Source organism: Actinomycetospora lemnae, assembly GCF_028737315.1.
Taxonomy (GTDB): Bacteria; Actinomycetota; Actinomycetes; order Mycobacteriales; family Pseudonocardiaceae; genus Actinomycetospora; species Actinomycetospora lemnae.
This window is the reverse complement of the sequence record NZ_JAQZAO010000004.1, coordinates 217,311-227,944: the sequence shown is the minus strand read 5'-3', so window position 1 is coordinate 227,944 and position 10,634 is coordinate 217,311. Positions and strand designations below refer to the sequence as shown.

12 protein-coding genes are annotated in these 10,634 nt (G+C 74.7%); 9 read left to right on the top strand and 3 right to left on the bottom strand.

The genetic code is table 11. The features are described 5' to 3' along the window. Window positions 1–17: 17 nt before the first annotated feature. On the bottom strand, window positions 18–326 hold the full coding sequence (locus PGB27_RS10600) for a DUF3040 domain-containing protein (RefSeq protein ID WP_274200333.1): 309 nt from the start codon (window positions 324–326) through the stop codon (window positions 18–20). 91 nt (window positions 327–417) lie between these two features. Here PGB27_RS10600 and glsA (PGB27_RS10595) point away from each other — a divergent pair, with 91 nt between their 5' ends. Genes glsA (PGB27_RS10595) through PGB27_RS10585 form a run of 3 tightly spaced genes read left to right on the top strand, consistent with a single transcriptional unit; the run spans window position 418 to window position 2,640 of the window. After that, the gene (gene glsA / locus PGB27_RS10595; RefSeq protein WP_274200332.1) at window positions 418–1,428 is read left to right on the top strand and encodes a glutaminase A; all 1,011 of its coding nucleotides are present in this window, start codon (window positions 418–420) and stop codon (window positions 1,426–1,428) included. 18 nt (window positions 1,429–1,446) lie between these two features. Beyond that, entirely contained in the window at window positions 1,447–2,439 is a 993-nt protein-coding gene (gene glsA, locus PGB27_RS10590; protein ID WP_274200331.1) for a glutaminase A, read from the top strand. A gap of 18 nt (window positions 2,440–2,457) precedes the next feature. Continuing rightward, window positions 2,458–2,640: a DUF1707 SHOCT-like domain-containing protein gene (locus PGB27_RS10585; protein WP_274200330.1), complete on the top strand. Its 183-nt coding sequence runs from the start codon at window positions 2,458–2,460 to the stop codon at window positions 2,638–2,640. On the opposite strand, the gene PGB27_RS10580 is transcribed toward PGB27_RS10585, so the two are convergent. After that, window positions 2,609–3,541: a slipin family protein gene (locus PGB27_RS10580; RefSeq protein WP_274200329.1), complete on the bottom strand. Its 933-nt coding sequence runs from the start codon at window positions 3,539–3,541 to the stop codon at window positions 2,609–2,611. The genes PGB27_RS10585 and PGB27_RS10580 overlap by 32 nt on opposite strands. 85 nt (window positions 3,542–3,626) lie before the next feature. After that, window positions 3,627–3,806, bottom strand: coding sequence for a PspC domain-containing protein (locus PGB27_RS10575; RefSeq protein ID WP_274200328.1), 180 nt, complete (start codon window positions 3,804–3,806; stop codon window positions 3,627–3,629). A 223-nt stretch (window positions 3,807–4,029) separates the two neighbouring features. Here PGB27_RS10575 and PGB27_RS10570 point away from each other — a divergent pair, with 223 nt between their 5' ends. From PGB27_RS10570 to PGB27_RS10545, 6 genes are read left to right on the top strand one after another with little or no spacing between them, the layout of a single operon-like run. Next, window positions 4,030–5,214: an inositol-3-phosphate synthase gene (locus PGB27_RS10570; RefSeq protein WP_274200327.1), complete on the top strand. Its 1,185-nt coding sequence runs from the start codon at window positions 4,030–4,032 to the stop codon at window positions 5,212–5,214. Beyond that, window positions 5,211–6,131 carry an HD domain-containing protein gene (locus PGB27_RS10565; protein ID WP_274200326.1) on the top strand — a complete coding sequence of 307 codons (921 nt, stop codon included), beginning with the start codon at window positions 5,211–5,213 and terminating at the stop codon, window positions 6,129–6,131. The genes PGB27_RS10570 and PGB27_RS10565 overlap by 4 nt, the downstream gene beginning before the upstream one ends. Beyond that, window positions 6,128–7,306, top strand: a complete 1,179-nt coding sequence (locus PGB27_RS10560) for a class I SAM-dependent methyltransferase (RefSeq protein ID WP_274200325.1) — start codon at window positions 6,128–6,130, stop codon at window positions 7,304–7,306. Before PGB27_RS10565 ends, PGB27_RS10560 begins: the two co-directional genes overlap by 4 nt. Continuing rightward, window positions 7,303–8,313 carry a Gfo/Idh/MocA family protein gene (locus PGB27_RS10555; protein WP_274200324.1) on the top strand — a complete coding sequence of 337 codons (1,011 nt, stop codon included), beginning with the start codon at window positions 7,303–7,305 and terminating at the stop codon, window positions 8,311–8,313. The genes PGB27_RS10560 and PGB27_RS10555 overlap by 4 nt, the downstream gene beginning before the upstream one ends. Next, window positions 8,304–9,134, top strand: a complete 831-nt coding sequence (locus tag PGB27_RS10550; protein WP_274200323.1) for an MBL fold metallo-hydrolase — start codon at window positions 8,304–8,306, stop codon at window positions 9,132–9,134. Before PGB27_RS10555 ends, PGB27_RS10550 begins: the two co-directional genes overlap by 10 nt. Beyond that, window positions 9,131–10,615, top strand: a complete 1,485-nt coding sequence (locus PGB27_RS10545; RefSeq protein ID WP_274200322.1) for a YcaO-like family protein — start codon at window positions 9,131–9,133, stop codon at window positions 10,613–10,615. The genes PGB27_RS10550 and PGB27_RS10545 overlap by 4 nt, the downstream gene beginning before the upstream one ends. The last annotated feature ends 19 nt before the right edge of the window (window positions 10,616–10,634 follow it).

The following is a 10,634-nucleotide window of genomic DNA, read 5'->3' as shown; positions in this document are numbered from 1 at the left end:
ATGGCTGGAAAGTCCGCTCACGGACGGGGTGGCGGGTCCCCCTGCTCCAGCGCCCAGGCGATGAGGGCCACGGGGACGACGACGATGATCGCCGTCGCGACGCCGGCGAGCACCCACACCCCGGGCACCACGAGCAGCGCCATCCCGACCACGGCGAGGACGCCGACCACGAGCCACGGCACGCCCCCGCCGCGCCGCGTCGGGCGGCCACCCAGCCGCCGCGCGAAGCGGGGGTCGGCCGCCGCCTCGTGCTCCGCGAGCCGGGCGAGCGCCGCCCGCTCGCGCTCGGTCAGGGGTCCGTGCGGGGGCTCGGGCAGGCGTTCCACGGCGACCTCGATGACTGGACGACGGCGGTGTCGACCTGGGGAAGCATGCCCCGGATCCCCCCTCGGGCGCACCCACCAGGTGGGAGGCAGGATGCGCCCCGTGGTGAGCGACGCCGAGGAGGCACTGGTCCAGGAGCAGCTCGAGGCGCTGCACGACCACCACGCCGAGGAGCACGAGGACGACATCGTCTCCATCGCCCTGCCGGCCGCCGAGGGTGAGGAGGACATCTTCGGGCTCGCCGGGACGGCCGTCGACGGCACCCAGTGGACCGTGGGCGACTGCGAGTTCCGGTTCCCGCTGCAGTCGATCTCCAAGGTCGTCACCTACGCGCTCGCGCTCGAGGACAACGGGCGCGAGACGACCCTGCGCCACGTCGGCGTCGAGCCGTCGGGCGACCCGTTCCACTCGATCACCTTCGACGACGAGCACCAGCGCCCGCACAACCCGATGGTCAACGCCGGCGCACTCGTCGCCGCCTACCTCGTCCACGGGGACACGGCCGACGAGAAGATCGCCCGGATCCTCGACCGGATGCGGGCGTTCGCGGGGGCGCCGGACCTCGAGGTCGACCAGGAGCTGCTCGCCGACCAGCTCGCGGCCGCCGACCGCAACCTCGCGATCAGCTACCTCATGCGATCGCTGGGGATGCTCACCGGCGACATCGAGGAGAACCTGCGGGTCTACCTGTCGATGTGCTCGGTGCGCGTGACCACCTGCGAGCTCTCGACCGTCGGGGCGACGCTCGCCAACGGGGGCCTGAACCCGCTGAGCGGCCGGCGGGCGCTCGATGCGAACCACGTCCGCGACGTCGTCAGCGTGATGATGACCTGCGGGATGTACGACGCGGTCGGCGAGTGGGCCACCGACGTCGGCATCCCCGCCAAGAGCGGCGTCTCGGGCGGGATCGTCGCCGTGATGCCCGGACGCCTCGGTCTCGCGACCTTCTCCCCCGGGCTCGACGCCCACGGCAACTCCGTGCGAGGCCAGGCGGTGTTCCGGGAGCTCTCGGCCCGCTACGGCCTGCACATGTTCGCCACCCCGGACCAGACCCGCTTCGGCCGGCTCCGGCGCACCGGGGGGCCTCGCCTGACCCGCGCCTGAGGCGGCACGATGTCGATCGTGGTCGACACCGAGGAGCGGGACCTCGTCGCACGCCAGCTCGACGAGCTCCACGCCAAGTACCGGACCTGGGGCCAGGACCAGGTCGTCAGCTACTACCCCGAGGACGCGCCGGAGGACGAGCGCCACCACTTCGGCCTCGCCGGCACCAACGTCGACGGCACGCAGTGGCGCTCCGGCGACTGCTCGGTGAAGTTCCCGCTGCACTCGGTGTCGAAGGTCTTCACCTACGGGCTCGCGCTCGAGGACAACGGCGCCGCCGAGACCCTCCGCCGCGTCGGCGTCGAGCCCTCCGGCGACCCGTTCAACTCGATCACGTTCGACGAGGCCCACCACCGGCCCCACAACCCGATGATCAACGCGGGCGCGCTCGTCGCGGCCAACCTCGTGGCCGGCAAGGACGTCGACGAGAAGGTCGACCGCATCCTCGAGCGCTACCGCGTGTACTCCGGGAACCCGGAGCTCGCCGTGGACCAGCGGATCCTGCGCGCCCAGCTGCGCAGCAACGACCGCAACCTCGGCCTCTGCTACATCATGCGCTCGCTCGGGATGATCACCGGCGACATCGACGAGGTCGTCGAGACCTACCTGTCGGCGTGCTCGATCACGGTCACCGCCGCCGACCTGTCCGTCATGGGCGCGACGCTGGCCAACGGGGGCGTGAACCCGCTGACCGGCGAGCGGGCGATCGGGCGCGAGCACGTCCGCGACGTCATCAGCGTCATGATGACCTGCGGCATGTACGACGCCGCCGGCCAGTGGGCCAACGAGGTCGGCATCCCCGCCAAGAGCGGGGTGTCGGGCGACATCGTCTTCGTGCTGCCCCGCTACTTCGGCTTCGGCGTGTACTCACCGGGCCTCGACGTGCACGGGAACTCGGTGCGCGGGGTCGGCCTGTGCCGGGAGCTCTCCGAGACCTTCGGGCTGCACGTGTTCGCCGACCCCGCCGACTCCCCCTTCGGCCGGGTCGCACAGCCCGCGCCCACGCCCTGAGCCGGGGAAGATGGCGACGTGCGGGACGTACGGGCATCGGACGCCGAGCGCGAGCTCGTCGTCGAGCGACTGCAGCGCGCCGTCGGCAACGGCCGCCTGACCGTCGAGGAGTTCGAGGAGCGGGCCGCCGCGGCCTACGCCGCGACGACCCGCGGGGAGCTCGCCGAGCTCACCCGCGATCTGCCGGGTCACCTCTGGTGAGGGGTGCGGCCGCCTCGTCCTCGGTGACGGGCTCGGCCGCCTCCCGGGCCGTCGGCTCCGCCGCGGCCTCGATCGCACGGCGGACCGCCTCGCCCGTCTCGGCCGGCGTCGCCGACGCCGAGCCCGCAGCCGAGCCCGCAGCCGAGCCGGTCGTGTTCTCGAAGAACCGCAGCAGCTCCACCGGCAGGGGCATGACCAGGGTCGAGTTCTTGTCCGACGCCACGTCCGTGACGGTCTGGAGCAGGCGCAGTTGCAGCGCGCCGGGGGCGGCGCTCATGCGCTCCGAGGCCTGGGTGAGCTTCTCCGAGGCCTCGAGCTCGGCCTCGGCCGAGATGACGCGGGCCCGGCGGTCGCGCTCGGCCTCGGCCTGGCGCGACATCGACCGCCGCATGCCCTCCGGCAGCGCGATGTCCTTGATCTCGACGCGGTCGATGCTCACGCCCCAGTCCTCGGTGGGCGCGTCGATCACCGCCTTGAGCTCGGAGTTGATCGCCTCGCGGTCCGAGAGCAGCGTGTCCAGGTCGGCGCGGCCGATGACCGACCGCATCGAGGTCTGCGCGACCTGGGACGTCGCCCGCAGGTAGTCGTCGACGTTGATGACCGCGCGGACGGGGTCGCTCACGCGGAAGTAGACGACCGCGTCGACGCCGATCGTGACGTTGTCACGCGTGATCGCGTTCTGCGACGGCACGTCGAGCACCGTCGTCTGGATCGGCACCTTCCGCATGCGGTCGACGAACGGGATGATCACCCGCAGCCCCGGCTCGCGGACCTGGGACAGGAGGCGCCCGAAGCGCAGCACGACCCCGCGCTGGTACTGCTGGACGGCCTGGACGGCGGCGCCACCCGTGATGAGCGCCAGGACCCCGACGATGATGAGGACGATCAGCAGGCCTTCCATGTCCGACCCCTTCCGGTGCGTCGGACTCCAGAGTCCCCCTCCGGCCTGGCCCGCGCCTGGCGGAGGCCTGAGCGCAACCTGAGCGTCACCGCTTCGGCATGATCACCCACAGCGCGATGTAGATGACGAACTGCGGGCCGGGCAGCAGGCACGACAGCACGAACAGCAGCCGTACCACCCCCGCCGACATCCCGAAGCGCTCCGCGAGCCCGGCGCACACGCCGGCGATCACCTTGTTGGACTGCGGCCTGGTCAGCGTGGTCATGGACGCCTCCGCTCCCTCGTGGATGGCTGGACACCACCGACGTTCCCGCAACGAACGGCGGGGGTCGCGGGTGCCCGACCCCGGACTTTGCCGGGGTCACCGTGATCCCGGTCACCGAGGCTCTCCGGCGACCGGTCGCCCACCACCGGTTTCGGTGGGGGGCCCTGTTGGTACGGCTGCCGGGGTCCACACCGGGCCGGAGGACAGGGTCGAGGAGGACCACGTGGCGGACAACGGGCGCACGGGAGTGGCGATCGTCGGGCTCGGTGGCGCGGTCGCCACCACCGCGGTCGGTGGCGTGGAGATGATGAAGCTGGGCACGGTCGGCACCGACGGGCTCCCGCTCGCCGACGTGCCGGGGCTGGTGCCCTACACCTCGCTGGTCTTCGGCGGCTGGGACGTCCAGGGCGACGACCTCGCCAAGGCCGCGCACGTGCACCGAGTCCTCGACGACCGCCAGATCGAGGCCGTCGGGTCGGCCCTCGGGGGCATCGAGCCGTGGGCGGCCGTGGCCGACCCCGAGTACTGCCGCAACGCCCGCGGCACCAACCTCGTGGCCGTGGCGGCGCTGCGCGATCGCGTCGCGCACATCGTCGAGGACCTGCGGCGCTTCAGGGCCGAGCAGGACCTCGACCAGGTCGTCGTGGTCAACCTCGCCTCCACCGAGCGCTGGCCGGACCTGACCCTGCCGGCGCTGGCCACGGCCGAGGGCTTCGAGAAGGCGCTCGACGTCGACGACGCCGCGATCACCCCGGGCATGCTCTACGCCTACGCCGCGATCACCGAGCACTGCCCGTACGTCAACTTCACCCCGAGCGCGGCGGCCGACGTCCCCGCGCTGCTGGAGCTCGCCGAGCAGCGGGGCGTGCCGGTGGCCGGCAAGGACGGCAAGACCGGGCAGACGATGATGAAGACGGTGCTCGCGCCCGCCTTCCGCTCGCGCGCGCTGACCGTCGACGGCTGGTACTCGACGAACATCCTCGGCAACCGCGACGGCGAGATCCTCGACGACCCGGACTCGCTGTCCTCCAAGGTGCAGACCAAGGGCTCCGTGCTCGACGACATCCTCGGCTACGAGGTCGGCGACCACGTCGTGCGCATCGACTACTACCGCCCGCGCGGCGACGAGAAGGAGGCCTGGGACAACATCGACCTGACCGGCTTCCTCGGCCAGCGGATGCAGATCAAGGTCGACTTCATGGCCCGCGACTCCGTGCTCGCGGCGCCGCTGGTGCTCGAGCTCGTGCGCCTGGTCGTCGAGGCCCAGCGTCGCGGTGAGGGCGGGGCGCAGGAGCAGCTCGGCTACTTCTTCAAGGCGCCGACCACCCGCGACGGCCGCCGCCCGGAGCACGCGCTGCACGTCCAGGAGCGCGTGCTGCGCGAGTGGATCAGCGCGGGCGCGGCGTGACGACGGCCCTGGCCGCGCCGACCGCCCGGTACGCGGCGGTCCCCGGGCTGTTCCGGGAGGTCGGCGACCTCAAGCGCGTCCGCACCGCCGACGCCGACGGGTCGATGGCGGCGCGGGCCTTCGTCCGTGCGTGGTCGGCGCTCGTCTCGGGCGCCGACCCGACCTCGGTCGCCGACGCCGAGACCGCGGCCGCGGTCGCCGGGGCGCGCCTGGCGGGGATCGACGCGACGGTGCTCGACGAGGCGGGGCTCTCCGCCGATGAGACCCGCGACGTGCTGCGCCGCGCGATCGACGAGGTCGCCGCGGACGCCGTGCACCCGGCGACGCTCGCGCGACTGCACGCGGCCCCGGCCCCGGAGGCCGGTCACGTGGCACCGCCGACCTTCGTCGGGGCGCTGTGCCGCCAGCCCCGGGCCGGGGCGACCGCCCCGGGGCAGCCGCGGCTGATCGTCGAACCACCCGAGGACCACGGCGAGCACTGCTGGGCGGTGGCCGTCTACGGGGCGCTGCTGGCCGAGGACCACGGCGCCGACCGGGGCGAGGCGTTCCTCCTCGGGCTCGCACACCACGTGCACAACGCCGTGCTGCCCGACGCCGGGTTCGCCGGCGAGACCCTGCTCGGCGAGCACCTCGACGGCGTCGTCGACCGGCTGACCGAGCGCGCGCTCGCGAGCCTGCCCGACGCCCTCGCCGGGCGCGTGCGCGGCCTGCTCGGCGCCCGGGCGGACGCGGACACCCCGCTCGGCGCGACCTTCCACGCCGCCGACGTCCTCGACCGCGTCCTGCAGACCCACCACCACGCCCGCGCGGCGGCGTTCACCGCCCGGGCGGCGCTCGTCGACCTCGAGCTCGTGCACGCCTCGCCGGTCCAGGAGCACCAGAACGCCGTCCTCGACGCGGCGGGGCTGCTGCCGTGAGCGCGGCGAGCGCCGCGAACGCGGAGTTCGCGCGCGTAGAAGCAGCGAACAGCTCGTTCGCTGCGACCCTGCGCAGCCCCGCGACCGGGGCCGCGCTGCGCCCCGACACCCCGCACAGCCTCGACGACGGCACGGCCCGCTGGCCGGTGCTCGAGGGCATCCCCTACCTGCGGGCGGGTCGCGAGGAGGTGCGCGACACCGCGCTCGCGGCGCTCGACGACGGCCGCCCGGACGACGCGGCGGCGGTGCTGCTCGCCGACAACGACGACTGGTGGGACCAGCCCCCGCCGCCCGCCGAGCAGCTGCGCGCGACGCTCGCGGCCACCACGCTGCGCGAGGCCGTCGCGGGGCTGGGGCTCGGGCGGGTCGGCGACTACTTCCTGCACCGCGACCACGACCCCTCGGGCCTCGCCGTCCTCGCGCTCACGGCGGCCCACCCGCCGGCCGGGCGCCCGGTGCTCGACCTCGCCTGCGGGGCCGGGCACCTCCTGCGCCGCCTCGCCGACCACGGCGAGCGCGACCTGACCGGCGTCGACGTCGTGTTCGCCAAGCTCTGGCTCGCGCGCCGCTTCCTCGTGCCCGAGCACGTCGCGCTCGTGTGCGCGGACCTGGCGTACCCCTGGCCGGTGGCGCCGGAGACCGGCACCTCCGGCACCTCCGGCACCTACGTCGCGGTCCACGACGTCCTCTACTTCCTCGCGGACCCGGCGGCGGTGCTCGCGACGGCCGCGGAGCACGCCGGCGAGGGCGGTGCCGTCGTCGCCGCGCACTGCCACAACCTCGGTCAGCCCGGCCATCCGCGCCCGCCGGAGGCGTGGGCGGCGCTGCTGCCCGGCGCCAGCACCTACGCCGAGGAGGAGCTGACCTCGGCGACCCTGGAGCGGCGCCTGCCGCGGGCCGCCGACGCCCAGGACCTCGGCGACACCGAGGCCGTGGCGCTGGCCCGCGACGGGGGCGCCGTCCCCCCGGACCCGGCGCTCCTCGATCCCCCGCCGGGCGCGGACCTGCGACCCAACCCCCTCTACGCCGACGGCGAGCGGCGCTGGCCGAACGACGTCTGGGGCCACGAGTACGGCCCGCGCGCCGCGACCTACCTCCCCGAGCAGTGGCCGGACCCCCTGCCTGCCGACGCCGGCGCGCGCCGGCTCGTCGTCGACCTCCCGGGGCGCTGGTGAGCACGGGCCGGGAGAGATGTGGCTGGGGTGTCGTCGGCGCCGGCTGGGTGGCGCGCGACCACGTCCTGCCCGCCATCGCCGCCGATCCCGCCGCGCACCTCGTCGGCGTGCACGACCGCGACCCGGCCGCGCTCGAGGCCGTGGACGGCGGAGCGCCGGCGTTCGACGACCTCATCGACCTCCTCGCCGCGCCCGGCCTCGACGCGGTCTACGTGGCGACCCCGAACCACGCGCACGCACCGGTCGTCGCCGCCGTCGCGGCCGCCGGGATCCCGGTCCTGTGCGAGAAGCCGCTGGCCCACGACGTGCCGGCGGCGAAGGAGATCGTCGCGGCGACCGACGGCCTGCTCGCCGGCACCGCCTTCGACCAGCGCTTCCACCCGGCCCACGAGGTGATGGCCGGGATGGTCGCGGCGGGCGACCTCGGCGTCGTCACCACCGTGCGCATCGTCTACGGGTGCTGGCTGCCGCCGGACTGGGCCACGCCCATCGGGGGCCGGGACAACTGGCGCGTGGACCCCGCCCGCGCGGGCGGCGGCGCGATGATCGACCTGGCCCCGCACGGCATCGACCTCACCGGGCGCCTGCTCGGCGAGGACGTCGTCGACCTCGTCGCCCTCACCGCGACCCGGGTCCACGACTACGTCGACCGCACCGCCGATGACAGCGCCGTCCTCGTCGGCCGCACCGCGAGCGGCACGTTGCTGTCGCACCACGTCAGCTTCTCCACGGCCGACCCGCTGCCCCGGCGGCGTCTCGAGGTCGTCGGCACCCGCGCCCAGCTCGTCGCGGAGAACACGCTCGGACAGGACGCCGGCGGCACCCTCACCCGCATCGACGCGACGACGGGCGCGGCCGCCCCGGTGCCCTTCGACGCCGACACCGGCCCGTTCGACCGCCAGCTCGCCGCGTTCGGCGCGGCCGTCCGCGGGGAGGCCACCTGGCCGTACCCGCTCGAGCGCGACCTCGCCCTGCACACCCTGCTGATGGAGGCGGCATGCCCCTGAGCCCCTGGACCTGCACCAACTGCGGGCACTGGCAGCGCTGGTTCGCCGTGCCGCCGCAGTGCCCGGTGTGCGTCGACGTCCGCAACGCCCTGCCCGAGGACGGTTGGGAGTTCCGGTCGTTCGCCGACCTCGCCGCGGGTCGCGAGGCCCGCTGGGAGGAGGTGACGCCCGGCGTCACCGGCTTCTGGTGCGAGCCGCAGGTCGGGCTGGGCACCTGCGGGTGGGTGATCGAGACCGATCGCGGGCTCGTCGGCTGGGAGGCCGCCGGCTTCTACCCGGACGCCGCCATCGCCGAGATCCGTCGCCGCGGCGGGCTCGCGGCACTCGGCGCGAGCCACGTCCACGGCTACGGCGCGCTCTTCCAGCTCCAGGACGAGCTCGACCCGCCGGTGCTCGGGATCGGGGTCCGCGACCTGGAGTGGACCAAGGCCTTCCGCGTCACCTGGCCCCTCGACGACCGCCACGAGTTCGCCCCCGGCCTCGTCGCCCACCGCACCGGCGGGCACTTCGACGGCCACAACGTCCTGCACGACGAGCGGCGCGGCATCCTGTTCTGCGGTGACATGCTCAAGGCGAGCTTCGACGCCGACGGCGCGCCGGTCGGGCTGAGCGCGCACAAGGCGTACCACGCGCAGATCCCGCTCTCCCACCAGGAGATCCGCGACGCCTACGCCGTCATCGAGCGGCTCGACTTCGACGCCGTCGCGACGCCGTTCGAGTACGCGTCGGGCATCTCCACCAAGACCGTCCTCGCGCTCTACGACCGGCTGCTCTCCGCGCAGCCGGTGGCCGGGCCGGTCCCGCTGGACGAGCTGCGGTGACGGTGTCCTACGACGACGTCACCGCCGCGCTGGACGCGGCGCTGCCCCCGGGCGAGGTGGGCGACGTCGAGCTGTCGTCCGCCGACCGGACCGGCGTCGCCGTGGTGGCCGCCGACCACGCCGACCCGGCCGCCGAGTGGCCGCGCAGCGGCGCGTTCGGCTACGGCCTGTCCGCCGAGCGGGCCCGGGTCGCGGCCCACGCCGAGCTCGCCGAGGAGATGCTGCTGGCCCGGCGCCTGCGCGAGCTCGAGCCCGTCCGCGGCTCCTTCACCGAGCTGCGGGCCGCCCGCGGCGACGACCGGGTCGTCGACCCGGTCGCCCTCGTCCTGCCCGCGGGCACCGACTACGACCCGGACGCCGCGCGCTGGTGGCTGCCGACGACGCGGTGGCGCACCGGCGAGGAGGTGCTCGTCCCCGCCGAGTTCGCGGCGGCCTACCCCGTCGACCTCGACTGGCAGCCCGCCGAGGAGCGGCTGATCACGGTCATCACCAACGGCTGCGGCGCCGGCGACACCGCCGAGCGCGCGGTCGGGCACGCCCTGGGCGAGCTGCTGCAGCGCGACGGCAACGCGACCGCGTTCCGGGCGCTGGACCGCGGCATCGTCATCGACACCGACGGCGTCACCGACCCCGACACCCGCCGGCTGCTCGACCACCTCGCCGACGTCGGCATCACCGTCGTGCCGAAGCTCGCGTCGACGGCGTTCGGCGTCACCGACCTGCACGTCGTCGGCTACGACACCGACCCCGCCGACGCCCCGCACCCGATCTCGGTCACGGCGTGCGGCGAGGCCGCGCACCCGGACCGCGAGGAGGCCCTGCAGAAGGCGCTGCTGGAGTTCTGCTCCGCGCGGGTGCGCAAGCTCGTCGCCCACGCCGATCTCGACACCGTCGGGCCGCTGTTCGACGCCCGGTACTGGGAGCGCGAGCTCGCGCACCCGGTGCCGCCGCAGGAGCGCCGGGCGTTCGAGGCGATGGCCGACTGGATCGCGCGCGGGCCCGCCGAGCTGCGCGACCTGCTCGAGCCCACCGTGCTCGCGCGCCGGGGGCGGGTGGCGTTCACCGACCTGCCGCACACCCCGGGCCTGTCCGAGCCCGGCGCGCTGCTCGACGACCTGCTCGCCCGTCTCGACGGGTTCGACGTGCTCACGGTGGTCGCGGACGCCGGGTCGGCGGTCACCGCGAAGGTCATCGTGCCGGGGCTCGAGGTGGAGACCATGTCGTACGGGCGCATCGGGGCCCGGGGCGTCGAGCGCCTGCTCGCCCGCGGCAGCGACCTCGTCGGTCTCGGCGACCCGCCCCGGCCGGGCGCGCAGCCCGTCACCCTGACCGCCGAGGGCCGCGAGCGCCTGGGCGGCCCGGCGTGGCTCGACCGCGCGGCGGTGGACCGGACGGTCGGCGAGCTCTACCCGCTCTACCGCGAGCCCTCCCGTCACGCCCTCGCCCGCGCCGCGGCCGGCGAGCCCGTCGACCTGCGCTGACGCCCCTCGTGAGCGGACT

Excerpts from the sequence above, each read along its gene's own strand:
- glsA (WP_274200332.1), top strand. The coding sequence starts at position 418 with ATGCGCCCCGTGGTGAGCGACGCCGAGGAGGCACTGGTCCAGGAGCAG.
- PGB27_RS10580 (WP_274200329.1), bottom strand. The coding sequence starts at position 3,541 with ATGGAAGGCCTGCTGATCGTCCTCATCATCGTCGGGGTCCTGGCGCTC.
- PGB27_RS10575 (WP_274200328.1), bottom strand. The coding sequence starts at position 3,806 with ATGACCACGCTGACCAGGCCGCAGTCCAACAAGGTGATCGCCGGCGTG.
- PGB27_RS10550 (WP_274200323.1), top strand. The coding sequence starts at position 8,304 with ATGCCCCTGAGCCCCTGGACCTGCACCAACTGCGGGCACTGGCAGCGC.